The organism is Mucilaginibacter sp. (genome assembly GCF_028288225.1).
Classification (GTDB): domain Bacteria; phylum Bacteroidota; class Bacteroidia; order Sphingobacteriales; family Sphingobacteriaceae; genus Mucilaginibacter.
In genome coordinates this window covers 15215-38756 of the sequence record NZ_JAQBOC010000031.1, presented here as the reverse complement: position 1 = coordinate 38756, position 23542 = coordinate 15215, and the positions used below count along the sequence as shown (strand labels likewise).

The window sequence follows — 23542 nt, the reverse complement described above, 5'->3', positions numbered from 1 at the left end:
AGGCGGTTGCGGTGCTGGGCACCGCAACCGAATATTAGTTTTCCTGGTATTTTTCTCTGAACATATTTAATTGTATTGATTGATCTTCTTTTTCAAGCATCGCTATTTCTTTCCCAATTCTGATATTTTCAGCCTCTAACTCTTTCACCTTGATATAATCAACATCAAGGGATAATTTACCCTCAATTTTCTTGTTTAGGATTTCTATTTGAGCAGTTCTATCAAGCTTTTCGGAAATTTTCTTTTCGCGTATGCCACCGTGAAAATGATCATACAAAATATCATAACATTCCTTTTTATATTCAATGAGTCCAGTGCTATCTGACTGAATTGAAAACAGCCAACCATAAATATATTTTTCCGGCAAACAAGTCATATTTCTAAGCCTGCCATCGGCAGCAACCATCCCTTGACTACGGGATAGTTGCCCTAAAATAACATCTTCTTTTATGCTTTCTGCCTGATGTTTATAATGAACATTTAAAGCCTCGCAAATTGGCTTAATTGCTACCCACCATTGACCATCAACCAATAATGAAATTACAGCTGTGGCCGTTTCATTGGCGCAATGCTGATCTTCAATATAGCTATCCAGCTGGCTTTCTAAGTTGTTGCGCAGGGTAAGTGCTGCGGATGTTTGGTTTTTATTATATTTGGGCATGATATTTAATCGTTAAGGGTTAAGTGTTTTTATTGATACCTGGTGGTCGAAACACCAGGTATTTTTTGTTTCAACTACCGTTTACATAAACGGTAGTTGAAACGCTCAGCGTGGCAACTGAATTATAAAAGCAGAAGCTGATCCGGGTTAATATTATTCATCCGGTCAAGTATCCTTTTCTTAATGCTGCCGGCTTCTTTAAATTTTTCTTTTGCCAATTTGCTGGCATCCTTTCCCTCATTATCTGTACTCATGTATTCTATTACATCCTTCTTAAGCAATGTAAATTCAGTTTCGATACCGCGGAGCCTTAAGACCTCATCAAGTGAAGTCTTTAACATATCCATTATAAACAGTACAAGTCCCTTTTTATAGGATGACCACACGTGAATATTCATGTTATCTGAAGGGGTAATTTCGTAAAGCCAATTTTGGAACTCAAAAGGGGCCATACATACCATTTCGCGCGGTTTATTGTCGGCAGAAAGCACTTTAGCATATGACCACAGTTGATCACCAGCATCATCCATTTTTAGCTTTTTTAGTTGATATGACCAGTCTAATCCGAGGTTTTCTACTATTGGCCGTAGAGCGATTAGTTCACGCGTGGTCACGATTCCCGCTAAAATGGGCGTTTTTTCAAAATTGAACTCTTGTAAATAATTCAACTGTGGCTTTTGTTTTCTCTGATTTTCCATGTTGTTCTTTTTGTTCTTTTTGTTTATTTAAAACAAAGAAAACAAAAAGAATTAATATATCAAAACAATTTGTTTAAATAATTTTTTTTATATCTTTGAAACATGACAAAAATAGCATTGGATATTTCGGATGATGTTCACATAGGTTTGTTAACCATCCAGCTTGAACGCAAAAAAAAGAAGGTAGAACCAACAGCAATTAATAAAATAGCGGCTGAGCTGTTAGAAAAGATGTTCAAGGAAGAATCAAAAAAACCGGCTAAGTAGCCGGTTTTTTTATGCAATACTATTTAAGTGAGTTAACTATTTAATAGTAAAAGAAGCCGCAATTTCATTTGGCCAATCGGATGACGTTTCTCCCCCAATCCTCACCCCCTGAACGGTAAAATAAGTAATATTTAAAACATCAACCTCTGGTATACGCATTGAAATTTTATCAGCCTTTATTGCGTTAAAGCTTCCTGAAACTTTATAGGTAGTTACGGCTGTTTGATAATCATAAAAAGTTGTGTTTGTCGGAGATGTATTTTCGGTTTTAACACCCTTAGAACTAAGCACATAGTATGATTGAATTTTACGTGTGGCAGTTATTGAAAAATCAACAATGACAGACGGTTGATTGTCTGACTTTTTACACGAAAAAGAGGCGATTGCCAAACAAAGGAACATAAATAACTTTTTCATAATTCAAGGTTTAAAGTTTCCTTAAAATTATAAAAATTATCCGTTAACCGCATCACTTATTTGCGCGTTCTTGTTTTGGTGGTCGGTAAACACCCTATTGCTTAAAACAATTTGCTTGCTATCGCTTACCTGCACTATCCCCGCCAGCTGCGCAATCATCCCTTTTAACTCGGCAATATGGGCGCTGGTAACCTCGGGCGAACCGTTGCCGCCCGCACCTGATTGCGTACCGGCATAGCCTGATCCGGACCGTGAACCAGAGCCATTAACGGCGCTGGTGATGCGGTTATAATCAATACTGTGCCCGCCGCTGCCCAGCAGCGCATCTACCAATGTTTTATTACTGGCATAGGCGTTGCGGCTGATCACCGGCTCGCCGCCCTCTATATTTGCAACTACCTGCCCCAGCGGGTCGGTAATGTTCATACCACCGGCCGAATGCGAGGGGCCGTTTGGCACTATCCCGCCCCGGCTAAACTGCGGCGGTTTTTCTTTGGCAATTACGGTTACCTGCGCTGCGGTGGCAATCCCTACAGCCGCCGCCTGGATCCAGCTGCCCGGGGGCGGCAAGGTTGCCAGCGCCAGCGTAACCCCCAGCGCACCGTTTATAATAGCCTGTGTCATCTTTGCCTTTTGGTCGGCTTTCCATGCCTTAAGCTTAAGTGCGGCCTCTTCCTTATCAAACTTAGCATTGATCTTTGCCTTTTGCGCTTGGCTCAGGTTGGCGTTTGACAGTTCAGTATTGCGTTGCTTTTCTAACTTACCTACAGCAGCATCCAGCTCTGCCGCCCTGTTATTGGCGCCTATGGTAAATACCGCGTTCGATATCTCCTCTGCAGCATGTACCGCCGCTTCTTTCAGCGTTTTTACATCATCTTCTTTCTTTTTGGCAACGGCGGCATCCCGGTTCTTATTCAGCGCATCAACCATTTGCTGAAACTGCTGCGTTTCCTGGAACTCTTTAGTATGCTTTTGCTTTAACGCATCTATTTCCTGATCATACCGCTTGTTGATGGCAGCAATAGCATCCGCGTTTTTATCAACGGTAAGCGTGGCATACTCGGCATCAATTTTGCTTTTCTCCTCTTCGGCTGTTTGCTTTTCGTTTACATCTACCTGGTTAAGAGAGATGATGCGGTTTGCTTCAATGGTTTTTATAGCGTCGGCATTGGTGCCGGCGGCTTTTACTTCGGCATCATACTTATCATTGATCAGGCGCTTTTGCTTATCATACTCGCTTTGCAGGATGACGGTAAGCCCCTCATTTATTTTTTTGATGCGCTCCGCAAGGTCGGTTTCATACCTATTCTTCAGGTCGGTTGCGGCTTTGGTTTTCCCGGTTGTATAATCAGCTATCCGGGTTTCGGCATCGCCCTTTTCCTTTTCGGTAAGGCCTTTCTTTTTAAGATAAGCTTCATTAAGCTTTATCTCGTCATCGTATTTCTTATTACTCAGCGCAATCTCTTTGTCAAATTTGGCCATGGTATTGGCCAGCTCAACCGTGTTAAGGTCATCGTACTTTTTTTGCAGGTCCTCGTCTTCTTTCAACAGCTTGGCGGCAAGCTCTTTGGCGCGTTTAGCTGCGGCATCGCCCTCGGCTTTTGTTGGGCCGCTGGTTGGTTTATCAACTATGCCTAAGATCCCCTTTCGCTTTTGTTCCAGCCGGTTGAGCTCTGCATGGTCGTTTGCTTTATCGGCTTCTTTTTCGGTGAGCATTCTTTTTTTTATGGCAGCAATTTGCTTATCTACATTATCAAGCTCTATTTTTGTAAGCTTTTCATTGTATACAGCGTTTGCGCTCATCAGGTCCGCCTCTTCTTTAAAGCTTGCCTTTATCCGGTCACGCCCGTTCAATATAAGGTCAAGATCCTTTTGATACCCCAATATGGTTAAAGCCCCATCAACCGTAGTACCGCCTTGATGGTTATCGGCAATATTTTTAGCGGTTTGTTTTACGGCAAGGTTTCTCACCTGCTCGTCGGTTAGCTTTGCCAGTGCCACAGCAGACAATCCCGAAGCGTCGGCAACCCGCTGCCGCGCATCGGCCTCATCCCTAATTGCCGCATTGCGCTTATCCTGTATCGTTTTTAATTTATCCTCGTTCGCTGCTATAAATATTTTTACCCTGTACTGTTCGTTAACCGCGACAAGCTGGTCGGTCAGCATTTTATTACTAATCCTTTCTTTTTCGATATTGCCTATAAAGTCAGGGTATTTTTCCTGCAATTCCTTTATTAATTGGTTGCGCACTTGCTGATTGTCGTTACAGCTTACAATTGCACCTACCAGGGCATTGAGCCCGATCCGCTCCTGTTCTAATTTTTCGGGCATGGTTGTAGTTGTAACCTTTTCCATCCAGCTTAAAAATGGTTCAAATGCCGACGCCATACCACCCTTAATGCTGATGATCATTCCGCCTATATTTTCCTTGATGTTGTCAATTCGTGTATTAAACTTTTGCAAAGCGCCAACATCAGTATCTGATATAGCTTTGGCCGTGCCGCCAAACTCCTTTTGCAGCTCCTTTAATAAAATAGCCTGTGCGCCCATCATATCGTTACTGCGCACCATGGTTTTAATCTGCTCCTTTTGCTGATCATCCAAAGCAACGCCCGCTTTTTTCCACGCTGTAGCGCCATTAATTGGATCTTGCAACCCTTTGCCAACCAAAATAGCAGTCTTTTGTATGCCCTCCATGCTTACCGCGCCGCCATTAAGCGCCGCCGTCATATCTACAATAGCGGGCAGGGCCTGCTCATATATTTTGCCCCGTACGTTGGTAAACGTTAGCAGCATCTCCTCGCCCTTGGCAATAACATCATCATCAATCCCTGTCTGATCCATCAGCGCCTTTTGGTAGCCCTCCAGTTGCTCTTTGGTTTCGCCAGCTATTCCGCCTGTTGATTTTACAACCTGCTGCAGTTGGGTTTGGGTTTTTTGCGCCTCTGTGTAAGCCTGTTCAGCGCCGTTAAACATATCCTTAACAAAATCAATAGCGCCACGCACGCCCATAGCTACAATAGTACCAACGGTAACCTTTGCCGCTAACTCTTCCAATTCCGCAAATCCCTTTCTCCAATCGCTGAACATGCCCTTGTTAGCTTCCTGTACGCCGTAAATGTTTTGCCGCCACGCTGCATGGGTAGCATTAAGCGCTTGCAGTCTGCGGTTTTGCTCCTCGTACTGCGGGGTGTTTTGATTAAGCGATTGTACCAGGCGCAATTGTTCCTGCCTTGCCCTATTCAGTTCCTGAAAGGTCATAATGGCCTTTTCGCCATTGATCTGTACGTTAAGTATCGCGCTTTCGGTTTGTGTGCTCATAATTGTATGGTTACAATTTCGGTAGTATTAAATGCCGATTCAAGGTCAGCCAAAGTGTTAATGCCGTAATCGCGCACCAGGATGGTACGCAGGATCCCGATCTCGCGGGTTTTGGTTTTACTATACCAGGGCTTTGGCTTGCGTCCATAGTGTTTTAACTGGCCGTTATCGTTGCGCGACCGGGTAAACGCGGCAGTACCGCGCGCGCCTATGGGTACGCCCCTGCCAACGCTCATATCTAAAAAGCGTCCGTATTGTTTAAACTTAAAAATTACCTTATCTACATTGCCGTTTGCCTGTACCAATTCATAAGCGAATGAACTCCATAGCGCGCCATCAAGCTTGCCAATCTCGTAATCATCCATCGCCTGGTGAAAGCGGTCGATCACTACCTCGGCCCATCCGTTAACGGTGGCGGCAATATCTTTAATAGGCTGGGTCTGAGTAGGGGTCGCGGTTGCCATTTGGGATACAAAGTTTATAGTCAAGCCCGGCAAGTAAAACCGGGTTAATGCTTAGGCTGTAGAAGTGTTTCCAATAACCGCCGCTGCTAAAGCGATGGTAAATTTGATCGAATGGGTCATGTAATTGGTCATTACCAATCACAAACTCACTTCCGCTGGCAGTAATGTAATAACCGTTACTACTCCATAGGTTATCATGAAAATAATAATGATCAGTATGCAAATGAATCAGCAGGTTTGAAACCTCGCGCGGGATGGTGCCGGCCTCATCGCTGAAAAATTGCAGGGTAATGTCCGCATAAAGGTCAAGCGGTATCCGGGGCAACCCGTGACCAAGATCGGCGTAAGTGCTGCTCTCATTTGGCACCACAGGCGCAATGCGCACATAAATGCCGCCGGGGTTGATCTCCTCGCTCGGCTTAAACTGGCTCAGTGCCGGCAGCGCCAAATCGTTCTGACTGTAAATAGGGTATGCCGTTATTTTAGCCTGGATCTTTTGGGTCAACTTATTGGCCTCAAACGTCATATCGTTCATCATGGCCGGGATAATTGCGCGCGTGGGCGTAACAAACTCAATAAGCCCCAGCGGGGTTACGCGCTGCAGCAGGCGCATAGGCAGGTGCGCGGTAAGCTCCACCAATTCGGTACGTAAAAAAAAGGTGTACCAATCAAAATTATAAACCGCTAACAATCCTTTAGCTCCGCCAAGCCAGCAGCTAAGGCCATAAGCATGATCGTCTGCTCCAAGGCTGTTCAACTCGTCGCTGGTGCCGTATGGGTATAACTCGCCTGCGCTATCTTCCTGCATGCCCCTGTAGGTTAGGATGCGGAAGTTAAAAGCGTTTTTACCAAAGCCTGTTTGGTTCCATGCATCGCTGCCGTTTGCAAGATCAGTGTAGGCATTGCCCACCTGGTCAACACGCGGGATGCGGTAATTTACTCCAGCGCTCAGGGGGTTAGCCAGTATCCGGGCAAAGGTGGTGCCAATAAAGGCGTCGATAGCTACGGGCGCCACCTTGCTTACATCGCCAATAAAATAGCTTTTATCGTACTGAAAGTTTTTGTACAGACTGTCGCCGTCATCCACCGGGTTAATCAGCTCATAACCGGCCGGCGGGGTTGATTTTATAGGGGTTGATGCTTCCACATATCCGCTAATGTCAACCCGTTCCCGGCTGGTTATGGTGTTTTTACCATAATTCATGGTGCATGTTTGGGTATCGGCATCAAAATAGATGGCCAGCTTAAAGCTGGTGCGCAGCTTGGTGAAAAATTCGGTAAGTGTAAGTGCCGGCAGGTGTTTAGCAAGGGATAATTCCAACCCTGCCGGGGCAAACATAGCGGCATGGTCAATAAACCCGGTGTTAAAAATCACTTTATCCTGCATCAGCGGATCTGCAAAGAAATCACCGGCCGGGGTATAGCCTAAAAAGCTTAACACCTGCTTTACTACGTAGTGCAGTGTAAAGAACGGGGTGTAAAAATGTTGCTCCGGACTGGTTACCTCATCCGGTAAAAAGCCAACACCGCTTTGCCAGGGGTTCACGGTTTGCAAACTGCTATCGTACGCGGGCGAATCAACGCTGGACCCGCCAAACATAGTTTTGTTATAGAGCGGGAAAAAGTATGCAGGGTACTTGCCAGGCGCAGCGCAGCTATTGGCTAAATAGGTAAGGGTATCGCCAACAGAATAGCTGAGCTTTATAGTTTTGAACGACTGGAACGCGCCAAGCGTAGTACGGTTGGTGAAAATATCGGGCAGCTGCGTGTTTTTGATCAGGTTGCCGAATGTGCCGTTATCGATCTTTAAAAAAGCCGAATAGCCGTTTGTGCCGATGGTAAAACTCAGGGCGCACTTTTTCCAGTGGATGCCGAAGATGCGCACCATAACGGGGGTATCAACGCGGGCGCTTCGGTTTTCGAGCCTGATACCCATGTTGAGGGCCTTGTTGTTTGAGGGGCAGTCGGCAAGGTCGACAGGGAAAGATTTTGAGCCAAGAAACTCGTCGCTGTCATTAAAAACGGTGCTTACCCAATTAATGGTAAATGCCGAACCATAGTTCAGCTTTAATTCGGTACCATCAAGGGTGTAAACGGCTATCATAATTTGTTGGTTTAATTCCCCGGTTTCCCGGGGAATTGTAATGAGGTGTTACTGCTTTACGGTGCCGCCTGTCACATTTTTATCTTTTGTGAACAGCCCCAGCAAAACAATGCCGATGCCGGCAATAAGCTGCACACCTGATTTGCCGGTAAATGCGCCGGCAGTGTAAGCATTGATCAGTGCGTCAATAGCTACGGGTACGCCGGTGATAAGCCCGGCTAAAGAGGTTTTCCAATTTTTCATATTATTTGTTTTTTGTTGATTTTGCTAATTCGGCATTAGCCGCTTTTATCAAGGTAAATGCGTCAGTGCGGGGAAGTTTATTTTTTAATCGCCTGGCTATTACAGCCCGTTTTTTTACGTCTGCAGTGGTCATTGCTGCGGCCGTGTCTGCACTAAACTTCGCCTGTTCGGTTTTAATGAGTTCGTTCATGGCCACCGCTACTTTTTTCCGGACCGCGTCTGCAGCTGCTTTCCATTGTTGGATCTGAAGGCCCGATACCCGGTCGCTCCATTCAATGGATTTGGCGTCATCCGGGGATTGTGTTAACAGTTGAATTTCATCGTAGGTAAAAAGCGGCAGTTGATATAGCTTTTCCGGGTTTAGTTTAAATTCTTTTTTTGCCGGAACCGGTGCGATGGTTTTTGCTGTGTCTTTTTTTGCCTGGGCAAATGATAAGGTACTGATGGCCATTAAGGCGATGATGATGATGGTTTTTTTCATGATTTATTTGATTAAGATTATTTGAATTAGTTATTGCGATACCCATGCAGTGCCGTTATAAATTACCGGAGTTGTTACTGTACCGCCACCTGTAAGCGTACCTAAATATGTAGGGGCTGTTGCATCGGTCACATAAGCAATCATTCCAATAGCGCCAACTGGCAGGGTTGCGACTGTATAACCATCAATTTTAGGTGCCCTTAGTGTTTTATTGATAAATATTTCCGGGCCGGCCAAAGTCGCCAGTGTGCCTGATGTGGCTGGCATTACGACTATATTGGGAGTTGTGGGTGAATTTTGAATCAAGCTTGTGGTGTTGGGCTGAGTAGTCCAACTAATTCCTGTACTTACATTGATGCCTGTAAAGTTTTGTATGGCGCCAAAATTATTAACCGTCCCAAAAAGATCAAAATAAACAGGTGCAGCGCTATTTGTTCCGTCCCCCGTTTGGGCTAAAAATTTTTGCGTGGTTGTGATATTGCCTCCTAATCTTGCAGCTGTGCCGCTTACACCTCCATAAACTATATCGCCCAATGTTGTCATTGGGTTTGAAAAATAATTTTGAGCCTTAACCCAGGCATCGGTAGCGGCCTTATTGCTATTATCAGAAGTAGCCTGGGTAACAAATGTTGGAGAGCCGTTAATGGTTGCATAACGCCCGGTATAAGTATGTGTAGCAACATTGGCCGTATCCAACTGTGACACACCAAGCGTTTTTACCGCGCCTAACTTGCCGGTTGCAGCATTTTTTACAGTTATACTATCCGTTAACGCAGCCGTAGGTGTTTGAAATGTTACTGCCGGGGCTATTTTTGCTGCGGTTAAAGAGGTTACGCTTGCTGCACCATTAACGTTAAATACATTCCCATTATCGGAGGTGGTGCCCAATGCGTAATGACCGTTGCTAAAATAAACTGCTTTTTGTGATCCACCTAATAAAATCTCTATGTTTTTACCTGTTGACATACTAATAACACCGTTTCCTGCGTGCCCTGTAAAGCCTGCTCCCCTGGTTGTAATGTCTAAGAAATCGGTTCCGTTCCATGCTCTTAATTTCGCATCCGCAGCTGTGCCTCCGTTTGAATTAATAACGGTTATTGCTGTTGACCCGGCTACGCTTGCATTGGCATCAATGTTTCCCTGGAAGATCTTCTTACCTGGCTCAAAGGTCTGATCTGCGGATCCACCAATAATGCCGGCAGCTGTCGCGCTTGCGAGCCCGGGCGTTACCTGTTGCCACACACCGCTGCTGTTATTTTGAAATATATAGGTAGTATTGGGCAGCAGGACTAAGTTTTCCTGCGCGGTGGTTTGGATATTAGTTCCGTAAACAAGCGAGGTGTTAGTATTGCCTGTTTGCAAATACAGCAGCTGATAAGGTTCGCCCACCAGGTTAGTTATAGGAGTCGGAACGGTATTTATAAAAGTGATCATCATTGCACTATCTACATTGGGTGTAGTGCTGTTATTGGTGATAAACCTGGTAGCCGTCGTCCACGATAGTCCACTGTTCTGTATCATATTTTTGGTTTGCTCCCAGCGCTGAAAGGAATTAGTGCCGTTTGATGATGTGCGGCGCCAGTCGGTTCCATTTAAGGTCGTAGCATCAGTCCATAAAGTTTGATTTGTGCCGCCAACCCAATATGTATTTTTGGCATTACCTATAAGTGCATCGCCTAATAATTGAAATCTAACACTGTGAGGGATACCGTGAAGACCTTGCACATTTCTATCGCCGATTATAAACGATGATTTAAAATTGGCGCTTTCGGAACCACTATAATCTTTCACAAATAACCAGCTAATGCCACCATCTGAGACCGTGCCTGATGTATGTGATGGCACTGTGCTCCCTGCAATTCCGCTTGTTGTAGCTTGATATAAATGGTTAGATGCGGTTATATAATCGCCGGTTGAAAAAGTATAACCTGAAAACCAGGCACCTTGTAAAGTTGTAGGCCAAAAAGTGTCATCAAAATCATAATACTGAAGTTTTGCAGGTGATATTGTGCCATTTTGGAACCCCCATAAAAGGGTTGGAGGCGAACCAAAATAATTACCCACGCCCTTAGGGCCTATAAATGCTATGCCATTTGTACCTAATGAATAATCATTATTAAAGTCAAGCTCCAGTACCCGGTAATTTACAAAATCACATTCATAGCAATTACCGAATATATCCAGCTTTGCCGTGTTGAACATGCTTTGTAAATTTGAACCTGGTTGATCATAAAACCTACCGGGTAGGTTATATTGTGCGCCCTGCACATTAAAATGCAATCCGCCAGCACCGGTTGATCTACCTACCCGTTGCCCGCTAAATATTTCATTTTTTGTGCTTTGATCATAAATTCGAATATTATTACTAATTGTAATACTATCCAACGGAATATAAGCACTGCGCAAAGCGATGTAAGCATCAGGATGAGCCGTGGTATAGCCATTAACTATTGCTTTGTTCTGTGCAACGGTCTTGGTATTGGTTACACCGCCCCAACGCATATCCACCGGGTTACTCTTATTGTACTGTCTAACCCAATGCCCGCTGCCTTTTGCCGTTGCTGCAAATGTTACTACATTGTCATCTGTACCAGTTCCAACGTAATTAAATGGCGTACCGCCTCCGCGTAATGTGTCGGTTACTAAAGCAATGGTATATCGGCCCGCATAAGCTTGAAGCGCTGATATAGTGGGCAAAATAACAGATGTGCTATCTTTAGTTGCCCCGAGGGCCTTACTTATGGCGAATTTCCTAAAATCCGGCCAGGTGAAGCGCCTGCGATAGCCTCCGCCGAAATAATCCCATACCTGGTAATTGGTGGTATCCGTAATATTTATGGTGCTGGTTTTTGGGGTGTTACTTACCGGCAGCGATGGCGGTGCGGTAATGTTCTGCGCATAATCCTGCGTAATGCACAGGATGGATAGCAGGGTGATGATTAGTAGCTTTTTCATGCTTTTAAATAAATTGTTGTATCAATTGCGATTTTTGTTGGGTCGGCAATGTCTGCCTCTACATCAATGCTGATATTGTCGAGGTTGGCGCCTATAAATGTGCGTACAGGTTGCAGATCGGTACGGTCCTTATACACTGTTGAACTCATTTTTTGCAGGCAGATAATACTTGGTTTGCTGCCTAAATTTGGATAGGTTGTTTGGATAGTCGGGATAACTATTGGGTTGGGTGATCCCGCAGGCTTATCAATCACAATAACGCCAACTATCCCCAAAAAATAAGTATCGATCTGATCTTTGGTATAATATCTGCTGTCGAAATTGGCGGTAACATCCATCTTGGTTGCCAGCGATGCAACAAAGGCATTGATCTGTGCCTGCAGGTTAACATCTTCCGTATTCCTGGCGCTGGCCTCGGTGGTTATTTTGCCATCTATCTCAACCCGGTTATAGGTGAGTGTTTTCAGGTAATACCTGTCATCAAAGTTATCGGGCATGGTGTCGGTGGGGGTCGGTGGTACATAATTACTCAGGTCTGCTGGGGTATAAGGGTCGGTTTCTTCCGGGTCGTAAGTATATAGTTCCTCGTTCCACTGGAAGCCAATATCAAAGGTGAGCGCATAAATGTTATCGCCATCTTTAAACTCCTTGATTGTTTTGCTGATAATGCTGATAGGTACCGCTTTGCCTTTGTCTATCAAAAACTTATCGGTGCTCAGGATCAGATCTTTATACAGCAGCAGCGCCCGGCGGGTAATAAACCCGGTTGCCAGCGTAAGCTTTGAGCTTATCTGCTGGTCATAATCCAACCGCTCGCCCTCTATCAGCCTGAATCCACCGGCCGGCGTGATCTCGGCGCTTTGGAAAACCAAGTCATATTCACGGCTTGCCTTGCCATAGGTAAAACTACTTACGTAAGCGCCAAAGCTATTTTGATAAAGCAGGTAATTGCCATACGGGCGGTAGCTGTAATCAATCAAATAAGTGCGGGTTTCGCTTAGCGCGGTACCGGCGTTATTTACAATGGTGATATCCCACTGCGCAACTGTTTTGGTATCATCAATAAGCCCGAGGTTAAGCTGCGAGTAACCCGAGGGAAAATACAGCTTGGCATACTGCACAACATCGGTATAAGGGAAATTATAAACCGTTTGCGCAGTGTTGTCGTTAAACGTAACCACCACCTTTTGCTTTAGCGTTGCGATGGCTGCCCCGAAGTTGCAGAGCGTTAAAAATTCGGGTTGCTTTAAATGGGTGATCTTCAGGTTTGGCTCCTGGTCTAAGAACTTAAGCAGTGCGCCATCGGCAAAATAACCGGGGAAAACAAGCTCCTCGCGCATCCGCTTGCTGAACCCGCCATACAATGCCGCTTTTGTGGTGGTTTGTGTTACCGCGCGAATTTGCTGCGTTACGCCCCACACCTCAGCTATTTTTAGGTAGTAGTTGCGGCAGGTGTTCGGGCAATATTCTGCGGACGGCATATTAAGCGCGGGCCTGTCAAAGCCATAGGCAGCGAGGCCATCGGTAAGGGTGGCAGAAAGATCATAGATGGATTTGCCGGCATCATCAACCTCGGTAAATGCCTGGCTCAATAGTTCAAACTCCGCGCTATCGGGCTTTTGCATAAAAACCTCAATCATCAGCTTAAAATTTGGCTGTGGTTGTTTGCCTGCGCCTGCGGTAAGTTGTGTTAAGCTGGCAACCGTGGTGTCATCAAGGGTGATACTGTACTGGTCGCCAACCTGTTTAGCCGTAAAACGAATGTATTTTATGCCGCCGATAAAGGTAAGATCAATTATAAAATCGCGGTTTAAGAAAAAATTACTTTGAAAAACGGCAAGGTTTGCCGTCATCCAGTCATCAAAGCTTAGCGTATCGGCTTTAGGCAGTGTATAGCCGTCATCCTGGTAGCCGCCAGCAAATGGCGATGTAAAGAACTTTAGCGGCGTGCTGCCATACGTAAGGGTAAAGTTAAAGCCTGTTGAAACCAGGTAGCCTGCGCCAAACGTAAGGATGCCCACATAAGCAGCGCCTGCGCTTTGGTATAACCGGTTGCTCTGCAGTTCGTAAACCATGGGGTTACGACTAAAGGCAATGGCATTGGGCTGCTGGTTAATGGTGATCATCGGGCGCTAAGTAATATCCCGCCAAGTTGCCGAATCTACCGTAAAACCGAAAGGACAGGCGATTTTGAAGCGGAACGTATACCCGTAATGTTTAATGGCCATAGGCCCCACCGGGTTGTACTGCACCTGGTTAATAGTGAAGCGGGTAAGCGGGGTAATCATCTCGCGCTTACGGCTGTCTTTCTTTATCCGGGTTAAAAAGTTAAGGCCAATGTCCAGGCATTTATCCCGCGCTGCGCGGATATTTTCCACGTTGCCAACATCAACCATATCCAAAATAGTAAACTGCGCATTTATCATCTGCACATGGTTTTCCGACTGCTCATCGGTGAATATCCCGGCAAGGCTGTCAAGTAAAAACATAGGCGCAATTTTGCTGGAGCGCAGGGCCTTATCTATCTCGGCAAGGTTCCACTCCTCGGGGATGTAAAAGAAAGCCCTGGCAGCGGGCGGGTTGTGGTTGATCTGCTTGCTTTGTGTGGCAAGGTTTTCAAAGTAGGCGATATATTCAAGTTCGGTGATCATGGTTTCGCTTTGGCCTCCTCTGCCTGCTTGATAACGCGCTGCATGTGCTCTAAAAACTTATAGAGGTTTGCGCCCTGTGTTTGGTTATAGTTGCCAAATGGGCCATCGGACAGGCTCAGCACCAGGTCGGCGGCTTTTGGGGTTTGCTGGCCGTTCTTTCCCTTTATAAAAATATCCGGGTGGTGTTTAATGATGAACGCCCGGCAACCCTCATAGTTTAAAAGGATTGCGGTTTTTACGTGCGGGTGCAACGCTTCCATTTTGCGGGCGCGCAGGGCAATACCGGCGTCGGTAAGCTTGCAGCGCAGATCATCCTCTACCTCTGTTTTTCGTTTTTGGCGATACAGGATGGCGCACAGCACATTTATGGCCGTGCTGTTGCTGGCTTTGATGCACTGCTGGTAAACCACTTCGGTATAATTAAAAAATTCGTTGGCGCTCAGGTTGCTGAGTATGTCGGCAGGGCCGTGGTAGCTGCGGAAACCTATCTTTACTTTTTTTATCAGCCATCGCGTTAGCTCATTTCCCTCAAATAAATACGCTATGGTGGGCGCAACCTGGGTAAGGATATGATCCGGAATTTTACCGTAAATTTTTGCCGGGATGCCATAGATAATAATTAAGGCAAGCCGCACCCTTTCACCATCAGTAAACTGCCCGAACGCCACCGCCGACCAGCGCAGCAACTGCACAGCGGTAAGCTGGTTCCAGTTGCGCGCCCCGCGGTAAAGCATAGGGGTGTTTTTATAGGTGAATGTGAGGGTGTGCATTATTTTTTATGTGTAGCCGTTCCGATTATTTCAATGATCTGCTGGATAAAGGTTAAGCTGCCATATCCGCCTAGGCCGATAGCGCCAACCAAAATCCACTTCCATTTTGTAATAAAATCCTCCACCATATCTACTCTGTTTTCAAGGTTATCAAGCCTTTTTTGGTAGCCTGTCGGGTTGTAATCATCGCCCAAAATAGCTTTGCGGATCTCTTCCATTCCCTTAGAAAGATCATCAATGCGCTTGTTTAAATTTTTAAGCTCGTTAGCTTCCATAGTGTTAGGTAATGGCTTTATATTTTAATAGTATCATACAAAATACACCCCTCTTTCATCATCGTTCATCTTGCTTTTTGCAAGCAGGTCGGTAACTACATAGCCGGAAAAGTCCGAGGCGTGATCATTAAGCCACTTGGTGAGCTTGCCCATTTCGCTTTCGCCGCGCATTTGCAGCATGTTCATCATGCCTTGCAACCTGCGTTGGTCGCCCTCGGTGCTTACCTCAATGTTTTCAATATTCCCCTTTGTGGTGCTGGTTACCAACCCGTTTGCCTCAATGTTTACCAGGCGGTACGGGATAGCCTCGGCAATACTGAGCAGTGCCACGGCTTTGGTAATTTTGGTAACAAGCTTTTGCTGGTCGGCACTAAGCGACCCTGTAAGGATTGCCGCGCGCAGAACCGCAGAAAGGTCATCGCCCAAAAGCGGATCGATATAATTCTCCTCCACCGTTTCCATTACAGCCTTTAGCGTGCTGAACACCTCGGCATTTTGACCAAGGTTGAACCCGCGCGAAAACTCGTCGGTAGTATTGATATAAAACCGCCGGTTTAGCTGGTGGGTAACATCAGTAGCATAAGCAGGGAAGTCCGCAAGATTGGCCTCCAAATAATTTACTGCCGCTTCTAGTGCACGGAACCCATCGGCCCGGCTCTGCATGCGCAACAGGTATAGTTTTTTGTCGGATGCCGGTAAGTGCGTCGCATCTTTTGTGACATAGATGCCGCTTTCGGTAATCCCGACCGCGCCAAAGGCAACAAAGTAATGTATAGTGAAATTAGCCTCGGCCTTGCGGATGAGTGCCAGGGCGCGGGTTTGCTTTTCGGTTAGCGTGTTCGTTGTTATAGCAGCGAGCAGGGCGTTATAAAGCGGGTAGCCTATTGCCGGGATGATGTGGTTTAGTTCCGCATCATCAATAAATGAGGTAATTGCTTCATAGCTGAGATCGACGTTTATCGCGCCCATCCCGCTTTTTAATTCTTCGGTTGTGGAGATGAGTTTTGTGGCCATTGATCTTGTACCTGGTTTGAAACTTTGCGGGATGTATCTAATGCCTGCGGCGAGGCGTCAATTGTTTTGATCTTAAAAAATGGGTAGCGGTCAAACCAGCCATTATAGCGGGCGATGAAATATACCGGCTCGTCAATCACCTGGCGCTGCGGACCTAAAAGCGCGCAGTACATATTAAAGGCAATCAGCTTATCGCTGCCGCCACCTGCGTTAAGGTTGCGGCCGGGGCCTTGCCCTACCAGCGTGCCATCCAAACTAAGCGCGCGTAAAAGGTGCGCGGATGCTTCCTGCGAATCTTCAATGTAGGCACCGTCCTTTAGCTTGTCATCAATTACCTCAATATCCCAGCCGGGCAGCTTTTCGCCGTTCAGGTCATAGCTTACCTCGTTTAAAATAGACTTGCCCGCGTTCTCAACGTTCGTTAGTTTTTGGTTGATCTGTTCAAGCTTGGCTGTTTTATATTGGGTCTGCACATCCTGGGTAAGGTTATCCCAGTCGGGATATACCGCAGGCCAGTAATTTGTTGGGATGCGGATGAGGTACTTGATATGCATTTGGTTTTGCATGATCGCCTTTTTAAAGGCGGGGATCTGCGAAGCCAGTTCAAGCCACCCGGAAGTGCGGATGCCATCCCACGGCGCCAGCTGGTAATAAGCTTTGCCCGGCGATGGGTATGAGATAGGATAGATAAACCGCTTAATAGCGTTATTGGCCTTAAGGTCATCAACTATCATATAATTATGCGGGTTCACAACGTCGTGCACCATCACATATTTGCTCTCAAAGTGGATCCCGCCCAGCCAGTTTGAATTGACGGCGCATTTTTCAATGATGCCTTTGTCGTTCATTTTAAACCAGCGGCACCAGCTTGCATCATGTGTGCCGATGTAGGCGATTTTATCACCCTCAACATTCTTTATCAGGTCGGGGAACACGTTCCAAAACCAATAGAAATCGGTATATGCTTCGCGGAAATATTTCTTAGTGTTTTCGTTTAAAAAGAAGCCGAGAATATCGGCATCAAGGATCGGTTCATCTTCCCATGCTTTGGTGTCTTTGTTCCAAATGCGCTGGTAAGGGAGTATCTCGCTGCCCTGTGCGGCACGGGCTTTCCAGTCGAGCAATGCCGGCAGCTCTGTATTTTTTTCTGCTAACGCGATGATCTCCTGAGGAAACATATTGCTGTCGCCCCAGTATGCCAGGTTGTCAACAGATTTAAAGTCGAATAAAACAGGTTCGCTTGCCTGCACCGCCGGGGTGTTTGATGCCGGGGTAACCTTTCCGACCCTTGCCGTAGGCTGGGTATGATAAACCGCTGCCTTAGCATTTGGCAGGTAAGCCACCGTTTCGGCGAATAATATCTCGGTGCTCATAAAATTACCCTCATATCGTTAAACTCCTCAACCAGCAGCGGGTGAAACTTGCGGATCTCCTGGTTATTAATTGATCTGAAATTGCGGGTATAGTTGGCGAAGTGCCCGGGGTTTTGCGTGTTGCTTCTGCTCACCGCTCCGCCGACCAAAATAACATCCGTCATGGAAATTCTTTTGCCGCCGGTACCGTCCTTAAGGTTACAGGTATCAAACCGAAACTTAAACGGGATCGGTTGCCCATCCTCGTCTTTCATTCCCATTATCTGTAACATTTCGCTTATCCGGACAAATTCCATAACACAAAAGTTCTTATATCATAGACGGAAATAAAGGACAGGCAAACGCACACAACTAATTGCAGTACAAAAAGTTGTAAATGGTTAGATATTTGGACATTAAGCCTCGGAATTGCTTTTTTGAATTACATTTACACGAAGTTGACCACGGCACACACTATCGCGAGAGGGAAAGCCCGGAGCACGATATTGCGATATCCCCCTCAAAGGGCAATGAAGTCAGCGTGAGGTAGGGCGTAACCTATTTGATGCTTGAACTTGCCTATGTATAGTGTATCAAAGGCATCGGTGAAGTGGGTGGCCTCCTCGGGTGGCACGGTGTGGATGCGTGCCTCATCGCGCTTATCTTTCTCAAAGCGCTTGGCTGTCTGCCTTACAGCTGCACGCTGGAGTGCCACAAGCAGGGTGCTGCAGTTAGTTTTGTTAAGCCTTACCTTGTGTACACGCCTGTCCTCCTCTTTAAGTACGGTCCCCCACATGCGGTACCTGGTGTCATGGCCTGGCTGCTGGCCTATATACACCCGCTTTACTTTCCAACCCTTAGCTGTTATTGCTTTAGTTATCTCATCGGCGAAGCTGTGGTGCCGAGTGGCATCCGTACCCATGAACGTATGATCATAGATAAAGTTAACCTCTTTGGTTGGGTGATGGCGGTAGTACTCGGTGAACTTATTGCATAGGTACTTAAGCAAGTCGGGCTCTTTGATGAACAGCGCGTTAAGTACGCGGTATTCTTTGGGTGTTTCCTGACCTATGCACATACAGTTGAAGTAACCGTTACTGTCAAAGGCTATATCAAGTGGCCTGCTCTTATTCACATCGGCATCGCAACGGCTATCCTGCACGAACTGGTTAGCCCTGATCGGCATAATAGCGTTATCGATGTAGCTATAGTCAAAGGCATCATAGGTGTGCTTTTCGAGGTTAAGCTGGGGGTAGAAACCTTGCTCAACCTGTATGATGCGCTTATTTAATATTGCCCGCTCATAAACGTTAGGCTTTAACTCACGCCGCCATTGTTTGAATTGCTCCTCACCCAGCACCGCAATATTTTCTAAGCTTGTGGCCTCCGAATAAAAAACACTGCCTTTACGCAGCTCATTCAAACAATAGGCATAATCCTTAAGCTTTCGCGCCAGGTAGATGCGCCGTGGCTTGGTGGTGCGAGGCAGGTAATATTCCGTTTCAATATCATTATAAGCAAGCTGAATATTTAATATTTCGGTAATAAGCCGCTTGTTTACTTCCTTTTCTTTATCAAGGATCCACTTGCCGCTTTGATCTTCCGGCATATCGGTACAGAACGTAACGGCGTGGTGCTCGGCTAAATGGCCGAAAATTTCGCGGTTTCCCCGGTTGGTCGGGGCAATATCATCAAGGTAGCGCTGGAAGTTCATAAAACGCGCCTCATCGCCGTCGATGCTGTCTACCGTTTTACCGTTGGCGAGGCCGGGGCGGTCGAGGCTCATAAAATGGCGTACGTGGCCGTTCCACCAAAAAACACAATGCTCGGGCGATCTTGGGTGATAAATAGCCTTTTTTATCTTCAGGTTTTTAGGCGGATACTTGCCAACCCAGTAATGCACATCAGGCATGTAGCCGTAACGCTGCCAGGCCTTTTCAAGCGGTGGGAGCGTACGCGTTAAAATCTGCATATAAGTTGCCGCCACCATGCCGGTAGCGCCCCTGGGCATCACGTTAGCATTGTGGATGCTGCGAAAGGCAATCGGCCCCTCGGTTTTACCGGTACCGCGTGCCCAAACATGGTAATGCTCATGCGCGCGGATTAAAAAGGCTTCGCGCTGCGGCTTGTTGAGCCATATTTTACGCGGCTCATTCATCGGGCAATACCTCCGCATCTTCGGCCTCGGTGTCAATAAAGTCCTTACGGCGCTCGCTCAGGATGCGCTTAACAACCTCGTCCTGGTTCTCAATTTTTTCAAAACCCAATTCGGTAGGGTCGCCGGTGATGATAAAGCTTGGCGGCACAAAGTCGGCATAATCCGGCAAATCAAGGTGCTGCTCATGCAAGCCTTTAATTTTATTAAGCTCTTTAAAAAACTTCGATGCGCTGTCAAAATCGCCGCTATCGAACGCCTTAAACATCATCATCTCGCCCCACTCCACCATTACGCCGCGCGCATACTCCACATCTTCCCTGCCCTCGGCACTCAAAAAAAAGCGTTTGGCATTCTTAATGTCATCGTAAGCGGTGCGGGCGGAGATGCCGTAATTTTCCTGCAGCCATTCCACCAGGTCGCGGAAGTTAAAGCGCTTTAACTTTTTTTCAATCGAATTATCATCATTAATAACCGTTATTGTGTCGCCCTGCCTGATCAGCTTATCAACCATTTGCCAGCGTGCCAGCATTTTAGAATGAATTTCCGGCAGCTTATCAACCTTATGCTCCAGCCATGCCCGTAATATCACCTCATAAGGGGCGTCGCCTTTTACATCGCTGGCTTTTATCAGTTTATTGAGGCTCATGCAGTTTTGCGTTCGGTTAGTAACAGATCAAGCCGCGACTGCGAACTGTCGATGAGTTTTTGTGTTTGATCAACGTTGCGGCACTTGCCACCGGCTATCCGGGCTTTTGCCTTGCTGATGGTTTGGCGCAGGTATTGAATTTCCGTATCCGGATCAATTTCTTTAAATGGTTTTTCGGCAGGGAAGCTTTGGTGCTCCTGGTAATGATCTACCAGCGCCCAGCATTCGCGCAGCGCCTGGTGTTTGATCAAGATCTGCGTGCAGCAGATCCGCAGCTCCTCGCCCTCGGGCAAATGGTGCTTATCGCCCATCAAAATATTAAGCTCCATATAAAGCTTTTCCTTTTTTTTGAGCAGATCGAGGTATTTCTTTGCGTGATCAGGATTTGAATTTTTGGGGATTGCAACAACCGCAGCTACTTTCGGACTTTCGGACTTTTCGGACATCGGACTTAAAGCACTCAAAACCTCAAACAACTTTTTCACGTTGTATTCGTCCGGGCCATTACCGAACTTTTGTTTCAAAAAGCTATTAGTCCCGTACTTCGCGTAAAGCAAAACACCGGCTTCGTAATCCTTTGTAAGTAACCATGCTGCAACATCCTGCATAGCACAAAAGAGGGAAAGTAAGCGCCGGTTAAAAAGGACAGGGAAAGAATTGCAAAACTGTTTTTGTATCGGTATATTTGATTATGCTTTTAAAACACTTATTTTCAGACTATAAGGTTAATCATGTAATCTACAGGTCAGTAGATACTGAAATATCTTTGATTGGTACAGACTATAGCAAGATGTTTAAATTGGAACTAACCTTTAATAAAAGAGTTCCAATAGTTTTCTATGCGGCAGTATTGGCAGATTTCTTTTTAAATGGCGAAATAGATATACCTGGTTATAATTAAACGCAAAAAAGCCGCACCTGGCGATGCGGCTTTACTTAAAACTAACCAATTTATAAACCTAAATTATGAAAAGACAATTTTATTAAATGGGCAAATCCATCGGTTACCAGCTGCTCAGCCTCAGCCTCGGTAAGCTTGCGAAAATCAATATCGCCGATGCTGGTTTGCAATACCCGTGGGCAATGCGTGCCAACAATCTTAAACTTACCCTCCAAATCGGGGTTAAGATGAGGGTTCGCCACATCTACAACCTTTTCAAACGACCTCTGACCTCTGACCTCTGACCTCTTCATTATACTCCTGTTACTGGCAAAATGCCGGTGTAGTAATAAAATGGGTGGATGCTTGGCGCCTCAATATTAAAGGTGATGCCGGGCTCGCCTGTGGGGCCTTTACCGTATTTAACGGATCCATCTTTTATTTTGGCCGATAAATGCTTACTGCCGATCTGCGTAAAGCCTGCGCCGCCCTGGGTGCGTTTGATCAGCACAATCAGGCGCGAGTTTTTCAATACCGAAAAATTACCGGCATTCTCAGGCGTTGGCTGCGGGATAAAGCAGGTAACATCAGGCATAAATATCTTACTATAAACCTCGCCTGCCATCGGGCTTTCAAAGTCTGATTTCTCAAACATGCTGTATACCGCGAAAGGCGATTTACCGGTTGCCATAACGTGAGGGCCTGCAATGGTAAGCATTGCCTCGGGCGCGGTTGGCGATGCGGCGGGCTCCGCAATAGTAGCCATTTGACTAACTATCATAATGAACACATCTTCCTGTATGCCGCTCGGGTTTTCGTTACCGTCTACGTGCTGTAGACCGGTTAGAATTATATTTGCGTAATCTGCTGCCATGATCTATGCTTCGTTTGATAAAATTTCAATACAGCCCGACTGTATTTCGATTAGGTAAGCCACTGCCTCGGGATCAGCAAGCAACTCCTCTTTGGTGTACGTTTTCATTCCGGGGATATGCCCGCCGAACTTAACCCGTACCGTTTTGCCATCCACCACTATGGTTTCGGCAACAGGTACACCGTCCGGTGTACCTGTATCTTTTTTCTTTGCCATCAGCTAATTATGCTACCAGGTTATCAGATACGCTTACGCAATCCAAATCTTCCATCTCCAAACCTACAGGCAGCATTAAGCGCAGTTCGATAATGTTGCGGCGCATTGATGCTGCAACCTCTATACGGTCGCCATCGGTGCCGAAAGCAAGCGCATCAAACACAACACCTAAAAGCCCGTCTGTAGTGATCCAGCTAACCGGCTCCAAAATCACATCCTTAAAACCGTCAAGATAGTACACACCGTTTGCGCGTGGCTGAAAGCCGAACGCATTTAATGTGCGGTAGTGGGTTTTGTAGGCGTCAAACGTTCCGTATGAGCATTTGATCACAAAACCCTTTTTCCTCCACCAGGTTGGCTGTGCCGAAGCAAAACCCTCAACCTTTGTAACCGAATTGGTGCCGTTTATTGCGCCAACCACCTTGGCGGTTAGGTTGGTGGCTGTAACCTCAGCCTTAAGCAAGGTGATCCAGCCATTTGCAATGGCTGCTGCGGTAGTTCCTGCGGCGTTATAAACGCCCGTTCCTAACACGTTGTCGTTTATTGCGGCCATGTATTCGATACCTACCTGGTCAAGAATGAACTGGTAAAAAGGCACTTTTGCAGGGTCGGCAATTGCAAGATATTTTTGGCGATAAATTTCCGGGTCAATATCAAAATCCCATTTAGACTGGTGAACGGTCAATGTCCTGTCTGTAAACTTAGCGGCCGCTGTTCCGGTTGCGTCGGCAGCGTTATACGGAACAGGTCCGCCTTGCGCGCTTAGCTTAGTCATAAATACCGGCACCTTAACACCTTTGTATTGCGTTACACCTGTGCCCAGGTCGAGCTCGTTAACATGCTTGCGCAAGATCTTGCCGCCGAACTGCCCGAAAGCGGTTGATAGCAATGAAAGGTCGGGCGTATTAACTAAAAATGCTCCGATTTGGGCACGCGGAATAAATGAGGATACAAATAATGCACCCGCTACAGGCAAAGCGTATGCCGAATGCCCGAAAGCATTTGCAACAGAGTGCCCGATAAATAAGCTTACAAACAGTGCGCCCGCAAGCAGAAATAATCCTTTAGAAATTTTCATTTAATTGTGTTTTTTAA

At 46.2% G+C, this 23542-nt stretch carries 24 protein-coding genes; 1 reads left to right on the top strand and 23 read right to left on the bottom strand.

Annotated elements, in window-relative coordinates; translation table 11 throughout:
* Window positions 1-34: 34 nt before the first annotated feature.
* Entirely contained in the window at window positions 35-661 is a 627-nt protein-coding gene (locus tag JWQ54_RS09080; protein WP_299583378.1) for a phage antirepressor N-terminal domain-containing protein, read from the bottom strand.
* A 122-nt stretch (window positions 662-783) separates the two neighbouring features.
* Window positions 784-1359: a phage antirepressor N-terminal domain-containing protein gene (locus JWQ54_RS09075; RefSeq protein WP_299583375.1), complete on the bottom strand. Its 576-nt coding sequence runs from the start codon at window positions 1357-1359 to the stop codon at window positions 784-786.
* Between the two features lie 102 nt (window positions 1360-1461).
* Here JWQ54_RS09075 and JWQ54_RS09070 point away from each other — a divergent pair, with 102 nt between their 5' ends.
* Window positions 1462-1626, top strand: coding sequence for a hypothetical protein (locus JWQ54_RS09070; RefSeq protein ID WP_299583372.1), 165 nt, complete (start codon window positions 1462-1464; stop codon window positions 1624-1626).
* A gap of 36 nt (window positions 1627-1662) precedes the next feature.
* Here the strand turns inward: JWQ54_RS09070 and JWQ54_RS09065 are convergent, their stop codons facing one another.
* From JWQ54_RS09065 to JWQ54_RS08965, 21 genes are all read right to left on the bottom strand, one after another.
* A complete protein-coding gene (locus JWQ54_RS09065) occupies window positions 1663-2043 on the bottom strand; it encodes a hypothetical protein (RefSeq protein WP_299583369.1) in 381 nt (126 codons plus the stop codon).
* Window positions 2044-2079: 36 nt separating this feature from the next.
* A complete protein-coding gene (locus JWQ54_RS09060; RefSeq protein ID WP_299583366.1) occupies window positions 2080-5364 on the bottom strand; it encodes a hypothetical protein in 3285 nt (1094 codons plus the stop codon).
* Window positions 5361-5828, bottom strand: coding sequence for a hypothetical protein (locus JWQ54_RS09055; RefSeq protein ID WP_299583363.1), 468 nt, complete (start codon window positions 5826-5828; stop codon window positions 5361-5363). Before JWQ54_RS09055 ends, JWQ54_RS09060 begins: the two co-directional genes overlap by 4 nt.
* The gene (locus tag JWQ54_RS09050; RefSeq protein ID WP_299583360.1) at window positions 5791-7932 is read right to left on the bottom strand and encodes a hypothetical protein; all 2142 of its coding nucleotides are present in this window, start codon (window positions 7930-7932) and stop codon (window positions 5791-5793) included. Before JWQ54_RS09050 ends, JWQ54_RS09055 begins: the two co-directional genes overlap by 38 nt.
* A 48-nt stretch (window positions 7933-7980) precedes the next feature.
* The gene (locus JWQ54_RS09045; protein ID WP_299583357.1) at window positions 7981-8175 is read right to left on the bottom strand and encodes a hypothetical protein; all 195 of its coding nucleotides are present in this window, start codon (window positions 8173-8175) and stop codon (window positions 7981-7983) included.
* A 1-nt stretch (window position 8176) separates the two neighbouring features.
* Window positions 8177-8656, bottom strand: coding sequence for a hypothetical protein (locus tag JWQ54_RS09040; RefSeq protein ID WP_299583354.1), 480 nt, complete (start codon window positions 8654-8656; stop codon window positions 8177-8179).
* A 30-nt stretch (window positions 8657-8686) separates the two neighbouring features.
* Window positions 8687-11611 (bottom strand): hypothetical protein, encoded by a 2925-nt coding sequence (locus JWQ54_RS09035; RefSeq protein WP_299583351.1) that lies wholly within the window; start codon window positions 11609-11611, stop codon window positions 8687-8689.
* Complete coding sequence (locus JWQ54_RS09030) at window positions 11608-13737, bottom strand: hypothetical protein (RefSeq protein WP_299583348.1); 2130 nt, start codon at window positions 13735-13737, stop codon at window positions 11608-11610. Before JWQ54_RS09030 ends, JWQ54_RS09035 begins: the two co-directional genes overlap by 4 nt.
* Before the next feature lie 6 nt (window positions 13738-13743).
* A complete protein-coding gene (locus JWQ54_RS09025; RefSeq protein WP_299583345.1) occupies window positions 13744-14262 on the bottom strand; it encodes a hypothetical protein in 519 nt (172 codons plus the stop codon).
* Entirely contained in the window at window positions 14259-15032 is a 774-nt protein-coding gene (locus tag JWQ54_RS09020) for a hypothetical protein (protein WP_299583342.1), read from the bottom strand. The genes JWQ54_RS09025 and JWQ54_RS09020 overlap by 4 nt, the downstream gene beginning before the upstream one ends.
* On the bottom strand, window positions 15032-15307 hold the full coding sequence (locus tag JWQ54_RS09015; RefSeq protein ID WP_299583340.1) for a hypothetical protein: 276 nt from the start codon (window positions 15305-15307) through the stop codon (window positions 15032-15034). Before JWQ54_RS09015 ends, JWQ54_RS09020 begins: the two co-directional genes overlap by 1 nt.
* Window positions 15308-15340: 33 nt before the next feature.
* Window positions 15341-16321 carry a DUF6712 family protein gene (locus JWQ54_RS09010; RefSeq protein WP_299583337.1) on the bottom strand — a complete coding sequence of 327 codons (981 nt, stop codon included), beginning with the start codon at window positions 16319-16321 and terminating at the stop codon, window positions 15341-15343.
* Window positions 16285-17694 (bottom strand): hypothetical protein, encoded by a 1410-nt coding sequence (locus tag JWQ54_RS09005; RefSeq protein WP_299583334.1) that lies wholly within the window; start codon window positions 17692-17694, stop codon window positions 16285-16287. Before JWQ54_RS09005 ends, JWQ54_RS09010 begins: the two co-directional genes overlap by 37 nt.
* Window positions 17691-17990 carry a hypothetical protein gene (locus JWQ54_RS09000; RefSeq protein ID WP_299583331.1) on the bottom strand — a complete coding sequence of 100 codons (300 nt, stop codon included), beginning with the start codon at window positions 17988-17990 and terminating at the stop codon, window positions 17691-17693. Before JWQ54_RS09000 ends, JWQ54_RS09005 begins: the two co-directional genes overlap by 4 nt.
* A 203-nt stretch (window positions 17991-18193) precedes the next feature.
* Entirely contained in the window at window positions 18194-19831 is a 1638-nt protein-coding gene (locus tag JWQ54_RS08995) for a hypothetical protein (protein ID WP_299583328.1), read from the bottom strand.
* The gene (locus JWQ54_RS08990) at window positions 19824-20477 is read right to left on the bottom strand and encodes a hypothetical protein (RefSeq protein ID WP_299583325.1); all 654 of its coding nucleotides are present in this window, start codon (window positions 20475-20477) and stop codon (window positions 19824-19826) included. The genes JWQ54_RS08995 and JWQ54_RS08990 overlap by 8 nt, the downstream gene beginning before the upstream one ends.
* A complete protein-coding gene (locus tag JWQ54_RS08985) occupies window positions 20474-21085 on the bottom strand; it encodes a hypothetical protein (RefSeq protein WP_299583322.1) in 612 nt (203 codons plus the stop codon). Before JWQ54_RS08985 ends, JWQ54_RS08990 begins: the two co-directional genes overlap by 4 nt.
* 343 nt (window positions 21086-21428) lie before the next feature.
* Window positions 21429-21671 (bottom strand): hypothetical protein, encoded by a 243-nt coding sequence (locus JWQ54_RS08980; protein WP_299583319.1) that lies wholly within the window; start codon window positions 21669-21671, stop codon window positions 21429-21431.
* The gene (locus JWQ54_RS08975) at window positions 21671-22231 is read right to left on the bottom strand and encodes a hypothetical protein (RefSeq protein WP_299583316.1); all 561 of its coding nucleotides are present in this window, start codon (window positions 22229-22231) and stop codon (window positions 21671-21673) included. The genes JWQ54_RS08980 and JWQ54_RS08975 overlap by 1 nt, the downstream gene beginning before the upstream one ends.
* Before the next feature lie 3 nt (window positions 22232-22234).
* Entirely contained in the window at window positions 22235-22447 is a 213-nt protein-coding gene (locus tag JWQ54_RS08970; RefSeq protein ID WP_299583313.1) for a hypothetical protein, read from the bottom strand.
* 7 nt (window positions 22448-22454) lie between these two features.
* The gene (locus JWQ54_RS08965) at window positions 22455-23525 is read right to left on the bottom strand and encodes a hypothetical protein (protein WP_299583310.1); all 1071 of its coding nucleotides are present in this window, start codon (window positions 23523-23525) and stop codon (window positions 22455-22457) included.
* Window positions 23526-23542: the final 17 nt, after the last annotated feature.